General features: G+C 68.4%; 19 protein-coding genes and 1 tRNA gene. 18 read left to right on the plus strand and 2 right to left on the minus strand.

The annotated features are described in order from the left end of the window. Positions 1–128 precede the first annotated feature (128 nt). The 3 genes from ABB55_RS26225 to ABB55_RS26235 all read left to right on the plus strand — a co-directional run bounded on the left by ABB55_RS26225 (position 129) and on the right by ABB55_RS26235 (position 3,255). Positions 129–1,331, plus strand: a complete 1,203-nt coding sequence (locus ABB55_RS26225; protein WP_054361464.1) for a benzoate/H(+) symporter BenE family transporter — start codon at positions 129–131, stop codon at positions 1,329–1,331. 170 nt (positions 1,332–1,501) lie between these two features. Then, on the plus strand, positions 1,502–1,993 hold the full coding sequence (locus ABB55_RS26230; RefSeq protein ID WP_083463965.1) for a type III secretion system chaperone: 492 nt from the start codon (positions 1,502–1,504) through the stop codon (positions 1,991–1,993). A 152-nt stretch (positions 1,994–2,145) separates the two neighbouring features. Further along, entirely contained in the window at positions 2,146–3,255 is a 1,110-nt protein-coding gene (locus ABB55_RS26235; RefSeq protein ID WP_054361466.1) for a hypothetical protein, read from the plus strand. Between the two features lie 93 nt (positions 3,256–3,348). On the opposite strand, the gene kce is transcribed toward ABB55_RS26235, so the two are convergent. Beyond that, positions 3,349–4,275 carry a 3,5-dioxohexanoate:acetyl-CoA acetone transferase gene (kce, locus tag ABB55_RS26240; RefSeq protein WP_054361467.1) on the minus strand — a complete coding sequence of 309 codons (927 nt, stop codon included), beginning with the start codon at positions 4,273–4,275 and terminating at the stop codon, positions 3,349–3,351. Between the two features lie 446 nt (positions 4,276–4,721). On the opposite strand from kce, the gene ABB55_RS26245 reads away from it, so the two are divergent. Next, positions 4,722–4,798 (plus strand) — tRNA-Asp (locus tag ABB55_RS26245). A 336-nt stretch (positions 4,799–5,134) separates the two neighbouring features. On the opposite strand, the gene ABB55_RS26250 is transcribed toward ABB55_RS26245, so the two are convergent. Next, complete coding sequence (locus ABB55_RS26250; protein WP_054361468.1) at positions 5,135–5,788, minus strand: alpha/beta hydrolase; 654 nt, start codon at positions 5,786–5,788, stop codon at positions 5,135–5,137. 184 nt (positions 5,789–5,972) lie between these two features. On the opposite strand from ABB55_RS26250, the gene ABB55_RS26255 reads away from it, so the two are divergent. The 14 genes from ABB55_RS26255 to ABB55_RS26320 all read left to right on the plus strand — a co-directional run bounded on the left by ABB55_RS26255 (position 5,973) and on the right by ABB55_RS26320 (position 18,397). Next, positions 5,973–6,470 carry a DUF1877 family protein gene (locus tag ABB55_RS26255; RefSeq protein ID WP_054361469.1) on the plus strand — a complete coding sequence of 166 codons (498 nt, stop codon included), beginning with the start codon at positions 5,973–5,975 and terminating at the stop codon, positions 6,468–6,470. 99 nt (positions 6,471–6,569) lie between these two features. Beyond that, positions 6,570–7,727: a cysteine desulfurase family protein gene (locus ABB55_RS26260; RefSeq protein WP_054361470.1), complete on the plus strand. Its 1,158-nt coding sequence runs from the start codon at positions 6,570–6,572 to the stop codon at positions 7,725–7,727. A gap of 86 nt (positions 7,728–7,813) precedes the next feature. Continuing rightward, positions 7,814–9,283, plus strand: a complete 1,470-nt coding sequence (sufB, locus tag ABB55_RS26265) for a Fe-S cluster assembly protein SufB (RefSeq protein ID WP_054361471.1) — start codon at positions 7,814–7,816, stop codon at positions 9,281–9,283. Further along, the gene (locus ABB55_RS26270) at positions 9,283–9,498 is read left to right on the plus strand and encodes a hypothetical protein (RefSeq protein ID WP_244472127.1); all 216 of its coding nucleotides are present in this window, start codon (positions 9,283–9,285) and stop codon (positions 9,496–9,498) included. The genes sufB and ABB55_RS26270 overlap by 1 nt, the downstream gene beginning before the upstream one ends. A 58-nt stretch (positions 9,499–9,556) precedes the next feature. Continuing rightward, on the plus strand, positions 9,557–9,889 hold the full coding sequence (locus tag ABB55_RS26275; RefSeq protein WP_338053659.1) for a hypothetical protein: 333 nt from the start codon (positions 9,557–9,559) through the stop codon (positions 9,887–9,889). 7 nt (positions 9,890–9,896) lie between these two features. Then, positions 9,897–10,652, plus strand: a complete 756-nt coding sequence (gene sufC / locus ABB55_RS26280; RefSeq protein ID WP_054361474.1) for a Fe-S cluster assembly ATPase SufC — start codon at positions 9,897–9,899, stop codon at positions 10,650–10,652. After that, a complete protein-coding gene (sufD, locus tag ABB55_RS26285) occupies positions 10,652–11,989 on the plus strand; it encodes a Fe-S cluster assembly protein SufD (protein WP_054361475.1) in 1,338 nt (445 codons plus the stop codon). The genes sufC and sufD overlap by 1 nt, the downstream gene beginning before the upstream one ends. Before the next feature lie 128 nt (positions 11,990–12,117). After that, positions 12,118–13,335: a cysteine desulfurase gene (locus ABB55_RS26290; RefSeq protein WP_054362310.1), complete on the plus strand. Its 1,218-nt coding sequence runs from the start codon at positions 12,118–12,120 to the stop codon at positions 13,333–13,335. A 71-nt stretch (positions 13,336–13,406) separates the two neighbouring features. Further along, positions 13,407–13,802, plus strand: coding sequence for an SUF system Fe-S cluster assembly protein (locus ABB55_RS26295; RefSeq protein WP_054362311.1), 396 nt, complete (start codon positions 13,407–13,409; stop codon positions 13,800–13,802). Between the two features lie 12 nt (positions 13,803–13,814). Beyond that, positions 13,815–14,180 (plus strand): Fe-S cluster assembly scaffold SufA, encoded by a 366-nt coding sequence (sufA, locus tag ABB55_RS26300; protein WP_054361476.1) that lies wholly within the window; start codon positions 13,815–13,817, stop codon positions 14,178–14,180. Between the two features lie 48 nt (positions 14,181–14,228). Next, the gene (locus ABB55_RS26305; protein ID WP_054361477.1) at positions 14,229–15,170 is read left to right on the plus strand and encodes a competence protein CoiA; all 942 of its coding nucleotides are present in this window, start codon (positions 14,229–14,231) and stop codon (positions 15,168–15,170) included. Positions 15,171–15,482: 312 nt separating this feature from the next. Continuing rightward, complete coding sequence (locus ABB55_RS26310) at positions 15,483–16,067, plus strand: NnrU family protein (RefSeq protein WP_054361478.1); 585 nt, start codon at positions 15,483–15,485, stop codon at positions 16,065–16,067. Between the two features lie 279 nt (positions 16,068–16,346). Continuing rightward, a complete protein-coding gene (locus ABB55_RS26315) occupies positions 16,347–17,027 on the plus strand; it encodes a tetratricopeptide repeat protein (RefSeq protein ID WP_054361479.1) in 681 nt (226 codons plus the stop codon). Positions 17,028–17,047: 20 nt separating this feature from the next. Then, positions 17,048–18,397 (plus strand): outer membrane protein assembly factor BamB family protein, encoded by a 1,350-nt coding sequence (locus tag ABB55_RS26320; protein WP_140941451.1) that lies wholly within the window; start codon positions 17,048–17,050, stop codon positions 18,395–18,397. Positions 18,398–18,402: the final 5 nt, after the last annotated feature.

The raw sequence follows: 18,402 nt of genomic DNA on the forward strand, positions 1-18,402 counted from the left end.
ACCGTGGATTCTCCGGGTGGGAGCATAGCCATTCGGCTGCGCCGGCGACAGCGGCCGATCTGCGGCTTGCGCCCCAGGGCCGGGATCGACCATACCGGAACGGCCAATCACGCCCGGGTCAGGTTCCGATGTCCTCGCCGCAATCGTCCGCCTCTGTGCCCGCGCCCGCCCGCGGCCCGACCTTTCCGGCCATCGCGGCCGGGACGCTCGCCGCCGTGGTCGGCTTCGCGTCCTCCCTGCCGGTCGCCCTGCAGGGGCTGATCGCGGCCGGGGCGAGCCAGACGCAGGCGGCCTCGGGGCTGATGGCGCTGTCCTTCGCGATGGGCATCGGCACGCTGTGGGCGAGCGCGCGCTCGCGCATGCCGATCTCGCTCGCCTGGTCGACGCCCGGCGCGGCGCTGCTGGCCGCGCAAGGGGTCGGGGCCGGCGGCTTCGCCGAATCGGTCGGCGCCTTCCTGGTCTCCGGCGCGCTGGTGGTTGCGGCCGGCAGCTGGCGGCCGCTCGGGCGCGCCGTGGCGGCGATCCCGAACCCGCTCGCCAGCGCCATGCTGGCCGGCGTCCTGTTCGGGCTGTGCGTCGCGCCCGTCAAGGCGGTGGCGGCGATGCCGCTGCCGGCGCTGGCGATCGTCGCCGCCTGGGCGGTGACCGCGCGCATCAACCGGCTCTTCGCCGTGCCGGTGGCGCTGGTCGTCGCCGCGATCGCCTTCGTGGCGACCTCGCCGGTCGGGCTGGCGCAACTCGGCCCGCTCGCCCCGGAGGCGGTGCTGGTCGTGCCGTCGCTGTCGATCCACGCCCTGACGACGATCGCCCTGCCGCTCTTCGTCGTCACCATGGCGTCGCAGAACATTCCCGGCATCGCGGTGCTGGCCGTCAACGGCTACCGGCCGGCGCCGGGGCCGCTGTTCCGGCTGACCGGCATCTTCTCGATCCTGGCCGCGCCGTTCGGCGGCCATGCCGTCAGCCTGGCGGCGATCACCGCCGCGCTCTGCGCCGGCCCGGATGCCGAACCCGACCCGGCGCGCCGCTGGTGGGCGGCGGCGGTCAGCGGCATCGTCTATTGCCTGTTCGGCCTGTGCGCGACCGCCTTCGCGGCCTTCCTGACCGCCGCCCCGCCGCTCCTGATCCAGGCGGTCGCCGGGCTTGCCCTGATCGGCTCCTTCGCCGCCGCGCTGACCGGGGCGGTCGCCGAGAAGGACAAGACCGAGGCCGCGATGATCACCTTCGTGATCACGGCCTCCGGGGTCGGCTTCCTCGGCATCGGCGGGGCGCTTTGGGGCCTGCTCGCCGGCGGCGCCTTCCTGGCCCTGCAGCGCTGGCGGCGGGTCGGCTGAGGACGCTCCGGCCGGACGTGCCGCACCCGGACGGACGGTTCGGCCGGCGCGGAGCGTCGCCGATCGTGACGAGCGGCGTGCGGTCCGCGCCGCGAGCTGATTTTTGATGTGCCGTAAATGACATCGCGGCCGTCCCTGCCACGTTAGGTTCATGGCAGGGGGATGGAGCGATGAGTGAGCAGGCCGGACGACCGCGAGGCGTCGATCGACTGATGGAAGATTTCGCCAGCCTGGTCGGAATACCGGGCATGGCCTTCGATGATCAAAATATATGCGTCATCGAATATGAAGAGCTGGTGCTCGAAATCGCCTTTGTCGGGGAGGAGGCGGGCTTCGTAGTCCGCCATCCGATCCCGCCGGGCTCCCTGCCGCCGACCGACAATGCCCTGAGCATGCTGCTTCGGGCCAACGGACACTCGGCGGCGCGCGGCCTGGGAAGCGTGGCGTTCGACACTGAGCGGGGCGAGCTGGCCTGGTTCGACCGGATCGCGCTGCGCGGATTGACCGCCGACGGGCTTCTCGCCGCGCTGGCCTGGGCCGCCCGCGGCGCCGGCCTCTGGCGCCGGGAACTGGTCCGGCTCGTGGACGACGATCGCAGCCGGACGGCGGACGCGTCTGCGGCCGCCGGCGGCGACGGCGACATGATGCTGTTCCGGGGCTGACGGGCCGATCAGGCCCGTCCCGATCAAGCCCGTCCCGATCAAGCCCGATCCGACCGGGCCGGACAGCGCCGGCCCTGAAATTTCAAGCGGCTTTCGGTCCGGTTCGGACGGTGGAAGGCCGATCCTCATCACGCAGCCAAAGGATTGCCGCCATGGCCGACATTCTGCGCAGCATTGCCAACAGCACCGTCAAGTCCGGCTTCGTCAGTTCGCTCAGCTTTGGGGACATGGAGACCGGAAAGCAGGATTCGGTCAAGATCTCGTCCAAGTCCAATCCGATCAGCTGGGTCGTCAATAAGCTCCGGTCGGGTCACAACAAGGCCGTCAAGGACGACTTCCTTCAGGCGCTGGTCGGAACGGGGAAATTCGACGGGCCCATCGCCTCGAAGAAGATCGAGGCGCTGAAGTCGGTCATCAACTACGAATCGTCCAAGCCGCTCGACCTCGATCAGGCGAAGCTCGCCATCAAGCTGTTCAATGGCAGCGTCAAGGACCTGAGCGAGACCGAATACGCATCTCTCTCGCGAACCCAACTGCATGCGCTGGCCTACGGCACCGCGAAGGTCGGCATGGAAAAGCTTCACACCGACGACGATACGCGCAAGGGCATCATGCAAACCGGGTTCGGCAATCCGTATCAGGTTGCCAAGGACAGCGGTCTTCTGGATGTCGCTGCGCGCTATTTCACCTTGCGCGAAGATGTGCGCTCCGAAGGCGGGCAGGAAGCCGTGTCCAGCAAACGCGGTTTCGACGACATCTACACCTTCGTCGGCGCCTTCTCGGACAACAAGGACTTCATCGATGGCTTCATCCTGTCGCAGGTCGACATAAACGCCGGCAAGAGCCATCAGGAAGTTGTGGCAAAGCCCGAGAACCGCGGCAATGATCGCGTGCGCGGCGACCACGAGCCGAAGCCGGAGGAGTTCGACAACCCGGTCGACTACGGCAAGGCCATGCTCAGCGGGCGACATGACGAGAACTCGCCGGTGCGGCAGGGCTTCGAGCAGGCTCTCAAGCTTCCGATGGGCAACCTGGCCAAGATCATGACCACGGTGCTCGATCGCACGGACATGACCAAGGCCGAGAAGCTCGCCGTTCTCGACGATCTGGCCGAATCGGTCCGCAGCCTGAAGAAGCCCGTCGTCTCCGACCAGGCCGCCGTCGAAACGCATGAGAGTGACCAGTCCCGGACCAACAACGTTCCGCAGGACGATATCGGCGAGATCGACGAAGAGGTCACGATCAGGAAGCCAAAGAACTGAGGGCGCCGGGCTCGGATGCCCCGGACCGGCGGAAAGGCCGGTTTGCCCGGAGGGAAGACCGGCCCGACATGCGGGCCGGTCGGAGCGATCGGTTCAGAACTCGACCCGGTCGCCGCCCTTGAGCTCCAGGATGTCGCGCGCCTCGGCCGGGCTGGCGATCTCCAGGCCGAGGCCCTCGATGATCCGGCGGACATGGGCGACCTGCTCGGCGTTCGAGGCGGCGAAGCGGCCCTTGCCGAGCCACAGCGAATCCTCCAGCCCGACGCGGACATTGCCGCCCATCGCGGCGGCCATCGCGGCGATCGGCATCTGGTGCCGGCCGGCGCCGAGCACGGACCAGCGATAGGCATCGCCGAACAGGCGGTCGGCCGTGCGCTTCATATGCGCCACGTCCTCCGGATGCGGGCCGATGCCGCCGAGGATGCCGAAGACGCTCTGGACGAAGAAGGGCGGCTTGACGAGGCCGCGCTCGACGAAATGGGCGAGCGTGTAGAGATGGCCGATGTCGTAGCACTCGATCTCGAAGCGGGTGCCGTTCTCGGCGCAGGTGGTCAGGATCGCCTCGATATCGGCGAAGGTGTTCTTGAAGATGCGCTCGCGCGAGCCTTCCAGATAGGGCCGCTCCCAGTCGTGCTTGAAGGTCTTGAAGCGTTCCAGCATCGGATAGAGGCCGAAATTCATCGTCCCCATGTTGAGCGAGGCGACTTCCGGCTTGAAGGTCGCGACCGGCTTCAGACGCTCCTCGATGGTCATGGTCGCCGCACCGCCGGTGGTGATGTTCACGACCACGTCGCTCTGCTGCTTGATGCGCGACAGGAACGGCAGGAAGCGCTCCGGGCTCTGGTCCGGGCGGCCGTCATGGGGGTCGCGCGCGTGCAGGTGCACGATGGCCGCGCCTGCCTCCGCGGCGCCGATCGCGGCCTCGGCGATCTCGTCGGCGGTCACCGGAATATGCGGCGACATGGACGGGGTATGGATCGAACCGGTGACCGCGCAGGTGATGACGACTTTCCGGGCCATGGGACCTTCCTCCTGTGTTTCGGCCGGGCAAAGCCGCCGGCTCGGCGCGCCGGCTCTGGTGGCCGGTCGGGCGGATCGCGAATCGCGCGGCCTCGTCCGTACGGACGGACCGCGGCGATGCCGCACCGGCCGCCGAAACCCTTGTATCTGCTGACCCTGCACCGGACCAAGCGCGATGCCGCGGGCCGGTCATCCGGGCCGCGCAGGGCTGTTCCGGCGACCGAGACGGCCGGTCGCGAAGCGGCCGGTTGGGAAGCCGGGGAAATTTCCTCGGCACTGCGAAAAGGTTCGGACCGGCGGAAATCCGGCGGGATTCCGCCATCCTTTCCAACGGCTACGCCGGTTCCTGCAGTTTTCCCCAAACTCGCCGCGCGAGCCGTGTTGACATGCGGATCGACCCGCCTTAAACACCCGCCATCGCCGCCGGACATGAGCCGGCGCCGAGTGGGGGCGTAGCTCAGTTGGTTAGAGTGCCGGCCTGTCACGCCGGAGGTCGCGGGTTCGAGCCCCGTCGCTCCCGCCAATCATCTCCTTGAGATCGATTGGCTTTCCCCACACACCCGCTGCGAGTTGACGCCCGATGCGACGGACCCGATGGGTCCTTCGGCGCGCTCGCCGGTGGTGCTCAAAATCCAACGCGCAAGATTGAATGGCCGAGCCTGTCGACCGGGTCGCGTCCGGCGACGACGGCCTTTCATGCTTGGGCGCAAAGCCCTGCTGTCATGACCGTCGTGCCCTGCTGCGCGTTGGCTCGCGCCGTAGGGCCCCGAACGGCGTCCCGTCTGCAGCCCTGGTCCTGAAACGACGACGGGCGCCGAAGCGCCCGTCCGATCCGTCATGACATCGTGCCGGGCGCCGTTCAGGCCGCGTCGACCCGGGCCAGGCGGCGGTCGACATAGGTCTCGCATTCGCCCATCAGCTCTTCGACCTTGTTCTCGAAGAAATGGTTGGCGCCCTCGACGATGCGCTGGTCGATGACGATGCCCTTCTGGGTCTTCAGCTTGTCGACCAGGGTCTGCACGTCCTTCTGCGGCACGACCTTGTCCACGTCGCCATGGATGATCAGGCCGGAGGACGGGCAGGGGGCCAGGAACGAGAAGTCGTGCAGGTTGGCGGGCGGGGCGATCGAGATGAAGCCTTCGATCTCCGGCCGGCGCATCAGAAGCTGCATGCCGATCCAGGCGCCGAAGGAGAAGCCGGCGATCCAGCAGGAGCGGGCATCCGGATGGATGGTCTGCGCCCAATCGAGCGCCGCCGCCGCATCCGACAGCTCGCCGCCGCCATGGTCGAACTCGCCCTGGCTGCGGCCGACGCCGCGGAAGTTGAAGCGCAGCACCGCGAAGCCGCGCTTCGCGAACATGTAGAACAGCTGGTACACGACCTGATTGTTCATCGTGCCGCCGAACTGCGGATGCGGGTGCAGGATCAGCGCGATCGGGGCGTTGCGTCCCTTGGCGGGCTGGAAGCGACCTTCGATGCGTCCGGCGGGTCCGTTGAAGATCACCTCGGGCATGGGCAAAGTCCTGTTCGGTTTCTTGTGAGATTCTGCCGTCGAATGCGGCGGATCGCGTTCGAGGGTCCGTTCCGGCGTCCCCGACCTGGAAAGCCCCGCCGGAGCGGCAGCCGGAGCGTCGCGTCCGCTTCTGTTACCATGGCGGGGGGTGGCGAATACAAGCGTTAAAATAGGAACCGAAGCGATGGGTTTCGAGGTCACTCTCCGGGCGATCCCGGCTGCGGCCGCCGCCGGATTGGCCGAACTTTCCCCCGACGACGACGGAACCTTCGAGATCTTGGCCGCCATCGAAGGCGGGGCCCGCTTGACTTGCCGTCTCGACCGCCGCTTCGACTGGCTGTGCTTCGTCCTCGCCGGTCTGCTCGGTCCGCAGATGGCGGAGGCGGCGGTCTTCGGGCAGGCCGTCGTCGCGCCCGGCCTGGCGGCAAGCCAGGGCTTCGCCTATCGCTGGAGCGACGCAGCGGCGGTCGCGGCGGTGGCCGCCGCCCTCGATCGGCTCGACCCGACGGCGGTGCAGCGGGCCGTGGATCCGTCCGCGATGGCCGCCGCCGGGCTTTACAAGATCGAGCAGGCCGATGCGGCGGGCCTGCCGGCGGGTGTCGCGGCGGACTTCGTCGCGTTGCGGGATTTCCATCGGCAGGCCGCCGCCCGGGGGCTCGCCGTGCTGGTCACCCGGGACTGATGTCGCCGCGTTCCGCGCCGGCCCCCTTGCGGAGCGGGCCGATCGCAGCCATTCACGAGGCTTCGTCCGTCGCCGATGCCTCCGACCCGATCCGAGTTCATGCCCGTGGAACCGCGCCTCTATCTCGACCACAACGCGACCGCGCCGCTCCGCCCCGAGGCGATGGCGGCGGCGGTCGCGGCGATGCAGGCCGGCGGCAACGCCTCCTCGGTCCATGCCGAGGGGCGGGCGGCGCGGGCGGCGATCGAGCGGGCGCGTGCCGCGGTCGGCCGGCTGGCGGGCGCCTCGCCGGGCCGGGTCACCTTCACGAGCGGCGCGACCGAGGCGGCGGCGACCCTGCTGCAGCCGGACTGGACGGCTGAGGGCCGGCCGCTGCACTTCGCGCGGCTGATCGTTTCGGCCGTGGAGCATCCCTGCATGCTGCGCGGCGGGCGCTTTGCGGCCGATCGGGTGAGCGTGCTGGACGTCGATGCCGACGGCATCGTCCGGCTGGACCGCCTGGAGGCTCTGCTGGCGGAAGGGCCGGGGCCGGCCCTGGTGGCCGTGCAACTGGCCAACAGCGAGACCGGCGTGATCCAGCCGATCGATGCGGTCGCCCGGATGGTGCAGGCGCATGGCGGCATTCTGGTCTGCGATGCCGTGCAGGCGGCCGGTCGGCTGCCGCTCGCATCGGTGCCGGCCGACTGTCTCATGCTGTCCGGCCACAAGATCGGCGGGCTCGCCGGCGCCGGCGCGATCGTGGCGCGCGACGATTGCGGGCCGGTTCCGCTGCTGACCGGCGGTGGCCAGGAGCGCAACCGCCGCGCCGGCACGGAAGCGCTGCCGGCCATCGCCGCCTTCGGCGCTGCCGCCGAGGCGGCCGTCAACGATCTTCAAAATATCGGCGCGCTGACCGGCCTCCGGGACTGGCTCCGCGACGCCTTGCGCACTATATCTCCGTGCCTGACGGTCATCGGTGAAAACGCGGATCGTCTGCCCAATACGCTGTGCGTGACGCTCCCCGGTGTCGCTGCGGAGACAGCCGTGATAGCCTTCGATCTCGAGGGCGTGGCGGTTTCGGCCGGGTCGGCGTGCTCGTCGGGCAAGGTCGGCGCCTCCCATGTCCTCAAGGCCATGGGCATGTCGGACGGGGCGGCGCGCGGCGGCCTCCGGATCAGTCTCGGCTGGTCGACGCAGCGGGCGGATGTCGAACGGTTCATCGACGTCTGGCAACGTGTCGTCGCACGGCTCGGATCCGGATCCGGGCGCGCGGCGTAGAAGTGAGTGTGAGGGGCTGCGGCCCCTCGGTTCCATGATCCAGTCTTGAACCGGCGGTCCTTGAAGCCGCGTCGGGGGAGAGCAGAATGCCGGCAGTTCAGGAAACGGTCGACCAGGTTCTGGCGATCGACGTCGACCAGTACAAGTATGGCTTCGAGACCGCGATCGAGTCCGATCTCGCGCCGAAGGGCCTGGACGAGTCCACGGTCCGCTTCATCTCGGCCAAGAAGAACGAGCCCGAATGGCTGCTCGAGTGGCGCCTCGACGCATTCCGTCGCTGGCAGACCATGGAGGAGCCGACCTGGGCGCGGGTCGACTATCCGAAGATCGATTTCCAGGACCTCTACTACTATGCGGCGCCGAAGGGCACCGCGGGTCCGAAGAGCCTCGACGAGGTCGATCCGGAGCTCCTGCGCACCTACGAGAAGCTGGGCATCCCGCTGCGCGAGCAGGAAGTGCTTGCCGGCGTGCAGGGCGCCCGGATCGCGGTCGACGCGGTGTTCGATTCGGTCTCGGTGGTCACCACCTTCCGCGATGAGCTGAAGAAGGCCGGCGTGATCTTCTGCTCGATCTCGGAAGCCGTGCGCGAGCATCCGGAGCTGGTCAGGAAGTATCTAGGCTCGGTCGTGCCGGTCACCGACAACTTCTATGCCACGCTCAATTCGGCGGTCTTCTCCGACGGGTCGTTCGTCTACGTGCCGCCGGGCGTGCGCTGCCCGATGGAGCTGTCGACCTATTTCCGCATCAACGAGAAGAATACCGGCCAGTTCGAGCGCACCCTGATCATCGCCGACCGCGGCGCCTATGTCTCCTATCTGGAGGGCTGCACGGCGCCGCAGCGCGACGAGAACCAGCTGCATGCGGCGGTGGTCGAACTGGTCGCGCTGGAAGATGCCGAGATCAAGTATTCGACCGTCCAGAACTGGTATCCGGGCGATCGCGACGGCAAGGGCGGCATCTACAATTTCGTCACCAAGCGCGGCGATTGCCGCGAGGCGCGCGCCAAGATCTCCTGGACGCAGGTCGAGACCGGCTCGGCGATCACCTGGAAATATCCGAGCTGCATCCTGCGCGGCGACGAGAGCCAGGGCGAGTTCTACTCGATCGCCATTTCCAACGGCTACCAGCAGGTCGATTCCGGCACGAAGATGATCCATCTCGGCAAGAACACGTCGAGCCGGATCATCTCCAAGGGCATCTCGGCCGGCCGCTCGAACAACACCTATCGCGGGCTGGTCTCGATCAACCGCAAGGCGACCAACGCGCGCAATTTCACCAACTGCGACTCGCTGCTGATCGGCCACGACTGCGGCGCCCATACGGTGCCGTATATCGAGACCCGCAATGCGACCGCGACCGTGGAGCACGAGGCGACCACCTCGAAGATCTCCGAGGACCAGCTGTTCTATTGCGTCAGTCGCGGGCTGTCGTCGGAGGAGGCGGTGGCGCTGATCGTCAACGGCTTCGTCCGCGACGTGCTGCAGCAGCTGCCGATGGAATTCGCCGTCGAAGCGCAGAAGCTGATCGGCATCAGCCTGGAGGGGAGCGTGGGGTGATGGAGACCGACAATCTCATCCTCGAGCACCTGCGCGCGATCCGTCGCGACATGGCGCGGATGAACGGGGCGATGCAGACGATGCAGGCCGAGACGACGGCGATCCGCCACCAACTCGCCGCGATCGTCACGCTGCAAGATCACGACCACGGCGATATCGCCGAGCTCAAGCTAAGGGTCGACAGGATCGAGCGTCGGCTCGATCTGGTCGAGTGATCAAGAGGTGACGCCGCCTGCCGTCGCCACACTGTTCCGGCCGGTTGGGTCGGGAGAGTTGCAGCTGATCGCGGAGGCGGGGTGGCGGGCCTTTCCGCCGCGGCTGCCGGATCAGCCGATCTTCTATCCGGTCACGACCTTCGATTACGCGGTTCGGATCGCGCGGGATTGGAATACGAAGGTGGGCGACCGGCTCGGTCATGTCACCCGCTTTTCCGTCCTGAAGCGCTATCTGGGTCGCTTCGAGACGCGGATCGTGGGCGGCGCGGACCATGAGGAATACTGGATCCCGGCGGAAGGGCTGCCGGAGTTCAACGCGAATATCGTCGGCTTGATCGAGGTCGTCGCATCCTTCACGGAAGCCGATCGGATCGCCGCGGAAACGGGATGATGGAACGATGCTTGAAGTCAAGAACCTCCATGTGAAGATCGCCGACGAAGACCGTGAGATCCTTCGCGGTCTCGATCTGGTCGTGAAGCCCGGCGAGGTCCATGCGATCATGGGCCCGAACGGCTCCGGCAAGTCGACGCTCTCCTACGTGCTGGCCGGCAAGCCGGACTACGAGGTCACCGACGGCGAGGTCACCCTTGATGGTGCCGATCTCCTGGCCATGGAGGCCGACGAGCGGGCCGCGCGCGGCGTGTTCCTGGCCTTCCAGTATCCGGTCGAGATCCCCGGCGTCGCCAACATGACCTTCCTGAAGGCCGCGCTCAACGCCCAGCGCAAGGCGCGCGGCGAGGGCGAGATCCTGACGCCGGACTTCATGCGCCTGGTGCGCAGCGAGGCCGGCAAGCTGGCCATCAACCAGGACATGCTCAAGCGTCCGGTCAATGTCGGCTTCTCGGGCGGCGAGAAGAAACGCAACGAGATCCTGCAGATGGCCGTGCTGCAGCCGAAGCTGTGCATCCTCGACGAGACCGATTCGGGCCTCGACATCGACGCGCTGAAGATCGTCTCCGAAGGTGTCAACGCGCTGCGCTCGCCCGATCGCGCCTTCGTGGTGATCACCCACTACCAGCGCCTGCTCGACCATATCCGCCCGGACTTCGTCCACGTCCTCTCCAAGGGCCGCATCGTGCGCTCCGGCGGGCCGGAACTGGCGCTGGAGCTGGAGGCCAAGGGCTACGCCGACTATGTCGGAGAGGCCGCCTGATGCCGGAGTCCGCCGTCATGACCGCCGAACCGCGCATTCTCCGGACGCAGGCCGAGAAGGACCTGCTCGATCTGTGGCGGCGCAAGCCCGAGCGCGCCGATTCGGCCGCGATCGCCACGCTGCGCGATGCCGCCATCGCGCGCTTCGACAAGGCCGGCCTGCCGCATCGCCGGGTCGAGGAATACAAGTATACCGACCTGCGCGCGCTCCTGAAGACGGTGCCGCCGCTGGCCGGCCGCGCCGATGTCGAGGCCGCGCGCGCTGCCGCCGGTCCGGCGGCCGAGGGCGAGGTGCGGCTGGTCTTCGTCGACGGCCATTTCGAGCCCGCCCTGTCGGGCGCCCTGCCGAAGGGCGTCACGGTCGAGAGCCTCGCCAACCTGCTGCCGCACGGCCACACGCTCGGCGACCGGCTCGGCCTCTCGGCCACGGCGATGCAGGACCCGCTGGTCGGCCTCAACACCGCCTTCATGCGCGACGGCGTCGTCATCCGGGTCGCGGCGCGCACCAAGGTGGCGGAGCGGATCGCGATCGAGCATGTCGCGACCGGCGCCCATGCGGCCTTCCTGCGCCATGCCGTGGCGGTCGAGGATCTGGCCGAGGTCACGATCGTCGAGCGCTATCGCGGTCCGGCGGACGCGGCCAGCCATGTCAACGAGGTCGTCGAACTGACGATCGGCGACGGCGCGACCGTGCACTGGGTCAAGCTGCAGACCGAAGGCCTCGCGGCGGCGCATTTCTCGACCCTGGTGGTCGATCTGTCCGAGAAGGCCGAGCTCGACCATTTCGCGCTCGGGGCCGGCGCCGCGGTCGCCCGCGCGCAGGTCTTCGCGCGCTTCTCCGGCGAACACGCCACGCTCTCGACCCGGGCCGCGACGCTGCTCGAAGGCCGCCGGCATGCCGACGCGACGCTGGTCGTCGACCATGCCGTGCCGCACGGCACCAGCCGCGAGCTCTACCGCGCGGTCATCGACGGCGAGGCCAAGTCGGTCTTCCAGGGCAAGATCGTGGTCCGCCAGCACGCCCAGAAGACCGACGGCAAGATGGCCTCCAACGCCGTCCTGCTGACCGACGCGGCCGAGGCGATGAACAAGCCGGAGCTGGAGATCTTCGCCGACGACGTGGTCTGCGGCCACGGCGCCACGGCGGGCGAACTCGACGAGCGGCTGAAATTCTATCTGATGAGCCGCGGCATCCCGGCCGCCGAGGCCGAGACGCTGCTGATCATGGCCTTCCTCGGCGAGGCGGTCGACACCATCGCCGACGAGGCGCTGCGCGACCAGGTCACCGCCGAGATCGAGGCGTGGCTGGAACGGCGTGCGGCCGCGAAGGCGGCGTGAATATCGATGCCCGACGCCCCGGATCACCGGTCCGGGGCGGGGCGGACGAGCGACGTGAGGCAGGCGGCGGGCCGCTTGCCGGGAAGGCAGGACGACCCGTGAACATCGCCATCGATCCGGCTCAGGCCATGCCCTACGACGTGGAGGCGATCCGGCGGGATTTCCCGATCCTGTCGATGAAAGTCAACGGCCGCGACCTCGTCTATCTCGACAACGGCGCCTCGGCGCAGAAGCCGCAGGCGGTCATCGACCGCATGGTGCGGCTGATGACCACCGAATATGCCAATGTCCACCGCGGCCTGCACTATCTCGCCAATGCGGCGACTGAGGCCTACGAGGAGGCGCGCGAGATCGTCCGCGGCTATCTCGGGGCGGCCTCGACCGACGAGATCATCTTCACGAAATCGGTCACCGAGGCGCTGAACCTGGTCGCCGCCTCGCTCGGCCAGTCGATCGGGGAGGGCGACGAGATCGTCCTGTCGATCATGGAGCACCACTCCAACATCGTGCCCTGGCATTTCCTGCGCGAGCGCAAGGGCGCGGTGATCAAGTGGGTGCCGGTCGCCGACGACGGGTCCTTCCTGTTCGAAGAGTTCGAGAAGCTGGTCACGCCGCGCACCAAGGTGGTGGCGATCACCCACATGTCGAACATGCTCGGCACCGTCACGCCGATCAAGGACATCGTCCGGGTCGCCAAGGCGGTCGGCGCCAAGGTGGTGGTCGACGGCGCCCAGGCGGCCGTGCACATGCCGGTCGACGTTCAGGATCTCGGCGCCGACTTCTATGGCGTCACCGGCCACAAGCTCTATGGCCCGACCGGCATCGGCGTGCTCTACGGCCGGCGCGAACTGCTTGCCGAAATGCCGCCCTTCCTCGGCGGCGGCGAGATGATCCGCGACGTGACCAAGGAATACGTCACCTATGGCGAGCCGCCGCATCGCTTCGAGGCCGGCACGCCGCCGATCATCGAGGCGGTCGGGCTCGGCGCGGCGCTGCGCTACATCGAGGATATCGGCCGCGCCCGGATCGCCGCCCATGAGGCGGCCCTGCGCGACTATGCCCATGAGCGGCTGTCCCAGATCAACCGCGTGCGCATCTTCGGCACCGCGCCCGGCAAGGGGGCGATCGTCTCCTTCGAACTCGATGGCGCCCATGCCCATGACGTAGCGACGATCCTCGATCGCTACGGGGTTGCGGTGCGCGCAGGCACCCATTGCGCCCAGCCGCTCTTGCAGCGTTTCGGCGTCACCTCCACATGCCGGGCCAGCATGGGCCTCTACAATACCCGCGAAGAGATCGACCGGCTTGCCGAAGCTCTTCAGAAGGCACATGATTTCTTCGCATGACGGATGGACGGTCCGGCATGCGACCGCGTGCCGGGCGGGAAACGAGACTGGACGGGCGAGGGCCGATGGCCATGGACGCAAGAGTGAACGACACCGAACCGCTTGGGCAGCCGCCCGCCGCGCCCGCGCGCGGTGCGACGAGCTCCATCCCGCCCGAGGAACTGGAGCGTCTGACGACCGACATCATCGGCGCCCTGAAGACGGTCTACGATCCCGAGATTCCGGCCGACATCTACGAGCTCGGCCTGATCTACCGGATCGACATCGACGACGACCGCAATGTCGACATCGACATGACGCTGACCGCGCCGGGCTGTCCGGTGGCCGGCGAGATGCCGGGCTGGGTGGAGAATGCGGTCAATTCCGTGTCGGGCGTCGGCGACGTGCGCGTGCGCATGGTGTTCGATCCGCCGTGGGATCAGGGACGCATGTCCGATGAGGCGCGCGTGGCGCTGGACTGGTACTGAGGGGCGACATCCATGTTCGGATTGAAGGTCATCTCGCTCACCGACGCGGCCGCCGAGCGCGTCAAGGAGATCATGTCCGGGTCGGACCGGCCGATTCAGGGCCTCCGGCTCGGCGTCAAGAAGGGCGGCTGCGCCGGCATGTCCTACACGATGGACTATGTCGAGACGCCCGATCCCAAGGACGACGTGGTCGACGAGAAGGGCGTGAAGGTCTTCGTCGATCCCAAGGCGGCGCTGTTCCTGCTCGGCACGACCATGGATTTCGAGACCAGCAAGCTGTCCTCCGGCTTCGTGTTCCGCAATCCGAACGAGGTCTCGGCCTGCGGCTGCGGTGAATCCGTCGAGCTGAAGCCCGCCGAGATCGCCGGGACGCATTGACCGGTTCGGGCCGCGCGCGGCCCGGGTCTCGCCATCGGGGGCGGTCCGATGCTGGTTGCGGAGCGTGACGGCCTGCTGATCGAGGCGGCCGCAGCGCGTCGGTACGACGGCTTCGTCTGTCCCGAATGCGGCCGCGCCCTGATCCTGCGGCGGGGCGAACTGAAGATCCCCCATTTCGCCCATCTGCCGCCGGTCGAATGTCGCGAGGCGCGCGGCGAGACCGAGGCGCACCACTGGGCCAAGGCGGTGCTGCGCGACGCCTTTCTTAAAAGCGGCGCCGACGCCGAGGTCGAACGGCGGCTGGTCGGCGAACCGGCCGAGCGGCGCACCGATCTGGCGGTCGCATTGCCGGGCGGCGGCATGGTGGCGATCGAAATCCAGCGTTCCGACCTGACACTCGCCGACATCCGGACACGGACCACCAGCTTCATGCGGGCCGGGGTTCCGGTCGTCTGGGTCGGGCTCGTCGACGACGCGCTGGCGCTGCGCATCGAAGCCGGACGGGCCGGCGCGGGCCTGAGCCCGGAGGGGCATTTTCTCGACCGCCTGCCGTTGCCGGCCTGGGCACGATTCGCCGGCCGTCTGGCGTTCGGCCGCAGCGCCTGGCTCGATCCCGCGGCCGGCACGCTGTGGATCGGCCGGCAGGAGGTTTCCCGCCAGTTCGCCGAACCGTTCCGCCGCGGCGATCCGGAGATCGGGTTCCAGGACGTCGGCGGCCGCTGGCGGTCGATGAAGACCCGCGTCGACTTGCGCCTGTACGGCCCCGTGCCGTTCGACGCGCTCGTCCTCCGCGCCTCGCGCCGGCGGGCAGCGCGGATCGGCGACGTCGACCTGCCGGCCGGACCGATCGCCTGGTTCGACACCCAGGACGGGCTCGACGGCCGCATCGAGACCTTCACGCGCGGCTACCGGACCGCGCGCGCGGCGGTGCTCGGGCGACCGGCCGCGGCGGCGTCCGATCGGAGGCGAACGGAGCCCCGTCTGCCGTGAATGCTCCGCGTTTTTTTACGCCCGGCCGCATTGAAGGGCCGGTTGCGCTCTGCGACAACGAACCGGTCTCGCCTTTGGAACGCTTCCAGCTTGGCCGACCGTCGGAACGCGGCCGGGTTTCGCGTCATACCGACGGTCATGGAATGATCGTCGGTCTTCGAGACGCGAATTTCTCATGCCTCTGACGCTTATGAGAAATTCGCGCTCCTTCATCGGCCCGATGCGTCAGCATCCTGGGCCGTTGGAATCATTCATGAGTCCGGACGGCGAACCGGTTCCGGTTGGCCCGGAAACGCTTGAGGAACTGCCGTCATGCCGATCCTTTTCCTGGTCCTGGGTCTCGTGCTCTTTCTCGGCGCCCATACGGTGCCGACGCGGCCGGCCTTGCGCGGCGCGCTGGTCGGCCGGTTCGGGCAGACCGGTTATGCCGCGCTGTTCGCGATCGCCGCCCTCGGCGGCCTTGTTCTGATCGTCTGGGGCTATGGCGCGGCGCGGTCCGCCGGCCTGACCGGTTCGATGATGCTCTACAATCCGCCGGCCTGGACGCGCCACCTGGTCGCGCTCCTGATGATCCCGGTCTTCCCGCTGCTCGCCGCGACCGGGAGCACGTCGTGCATCCGCACGATCGTCAAGCATCCGATGCTGGTCGCCGTGAAGCTCTGGGCGGTCGCGCATCTGATCGCCAACGGCAGCGTGCCGGACGTGATCCTGTTCGGCTCGATCCTGGCCTGGGCGGTGGTCGACCGCATCTCGGTCGAGCGCCGTGGCGTCCAGACGCCGCCGGCCGTCACGGGTTGGACGCCGCGCGACACCATCGCCGTGGCGGTCGGCCTCGCGCTCTATCTCGCCTTCGTGTTCCGCCTGCATCTGTGGCTGATCGGCGTCAGTCCGGTGTGACGCGGCCCGGCACCGTCTCCGCGGTGGGGGCGGACGCAAATCCGCCACGAAAAGGAACGAATCCGGCGCGACAGCAGGGAGGTCGGTTTTCGACCCGCCCGATTTGCGGGGATCGAGCCCTCCGGCTATGGTGCGCCGCCCGTCACGGGGCGGCTTTGCCTGTCGTGCCATCGGTGCGGCGGCGGCCGGGCAGGGCAGTGCGGTTCTGGGCGACCAAGGTCGTCATAAGAGCCGCCGGCGCCGAGAAGAACAGGCCGGGCTGACCGGGAACGAGGATCAATGGCGGATATCTTCAACGAAATCGACGAGGATCTCAGGCGCGACCAGCTGAAGAAGCTGTGGGATCGCTACTCGACTGTGATCCTCGGGCTCGCCTTCCTGATCGTTGCCGGTGTGGCCGGATGGCGCGGCTGGGAATATTGGCGTCTGCAGCAGTCCCAGGCCTATGGCCAGCAGTATTATGCGGCCGTGAAGCTCTCCGCGAATGGCGACCACAAGGGCGCCGAGGAGGCTTTCCGCCAGCTTGGGGCTGCCGGCTTCTCCGGATATCCGGTGCTGGCCGGCCTTCGGGCGGCGGGCGAAATGGCGCTCGCCGGCGACCCGGCCGGCGCCATCAAGGCCTATGACGACCTCGCCCGCCAGACCACGACGCCGCCGCTTCTCGCCGGAACGGCCCGGGCGCGGGCCGCCTATCTGGCGCTCGACATCGAGGACCGCGCGGCCGTCGAGGCGCGCGCCAAGGCGCTGACCGCCGCCAACGATCCCTGGCGCTTCTCGGGTCGCGAGATCCTTGCGCTCGCCGCCTACAAGGCCGGCGACATGGAGGCGGCCCGACGCGAGTTCGAGGCGCTGACCAAGGAGGCCGACGTGCCGCGCGATTTCACGGCCCGCGCCGAAATCCTGATGGGGCTGATCCGAGCCTCCGCCTCGGCGAAGCCCGCCGAGAAACCCGCACAGTGAGGTGCATCGTGCTTCGGTCCTTGCGCCCTGTCCTCCTTGCCGCCACGGCCGCGTTCGCCCTGGCCGGCTGCACCTCGTCCGACGATTTCAGCGACACGCTGACCTCGCTCAATCCGTTCGGCGCCCAGGAAAAGCACCTGCCGGGCGCCCGCAAGCCGGTCCTGCCCGACCAGTCGCCGGCCCAGCTTGCCAAGAACAAGCCGGTCTCGGTGACCGGCCCGCGTCCCGCCGGCAATTGGGGCCAGGCCTCCGGTCCGGCGACCAACAATCCGGGCCATGTCGCGCTCGACGGCACCGCCGGAAACCGCATCTGGGCGACCAACGCGGCTGATGTCTCGTCCGGCAGCATGCTGCGCGGGGCGCCGCGCGTCTTCGCACGGCCCGTGGCCTCCGACGGACGCATCTTCGTCTACGATCCCAACGGCAACGTCTCGGCCCATTCGGCCGACGGCGGCGGCCGGCTCTGGAAAGTCAGCCTGCGGCCGGCCGGTCGCGACGACGAGCCGGTGGCCGGCGGCGGCGTCGCTGCCGAGGGCGGCCGGGTCTATGCGGCGACCGGCTACGGCACCGTGGTGGCGCTCGACGCCACCTCCGGCGCCAAGGTCTGGGAGCAGAAGATCGGCGAGCCGGCGCGCGGCGCACCGACCGTGGCGCAGGGCAAGGTCTTCGCCGTCAGCCAAGCCAACGTGCTCTATGCGCTCAATGCCGGCGACGGCGTCGAGGCCTGGACGTTCAAGGGCGTACCCGAAGTCGGCGGTCTCCTGTCCTCGGTCAACCCGGCGGTTGCCGGCGACCGAGTGGTGGTGCCCTTCTCGTCGGGCGAGCTGGTCGCGGTCGACATCAAGACCGGCAAGCCGGTGTGGAGCGACGGCCTGGCCCGGGCGAGCCGCAACTATGCGGTCACCGGTCTTGCCGATATCGCCGCCAGCCCGGTGATCGACGACGGCGTCGTCTATGCGACCGGCGTCGGCAGCCGCACCGTGGCGCTGCAGCTCAAGTCCGGCAACCGGATCTGGGAACAGGCGATCGGCTCGGCCCATACCCCGGTCGTCTCCGGCAATGCGGTCTTCGTGGTCGATCTCGACGACAATCTGATCGCCTTCGACCGCAAGTCCGGCGAGGTGCTGTGGTCGAACAAGCTGCCGGTGACGCGGACCAAGAAGAAGCGGACCAATTGGGCCGGTCCGGTGCTGGCCGGCGGCTCGCTCTGGCTGGTCTCCAACGAGGGCGGCTTGGTCGCCGTCAACCCCGCCAACGGCCAGGTGGTCAATACGCGCGACACGGGCGAACCCGCGATGCTCGCTCCGGTAGTGGCGTCGGGCAAGCTGATCGTGCTATCCGGCAGCGGCACGCTCGAAGCCTTCAACTGATCGGA

Source organism: Prosthecodimorpha hirschii, from assembly GCF_001305515.1.
Lineage (GTDB): Bacteria > Pseudomonadota > Alphaproteobacteria > Rhizobiales > Ancalomicrobiaceae > Prosthecodimorpha > Prosthecodimorpha hirschii.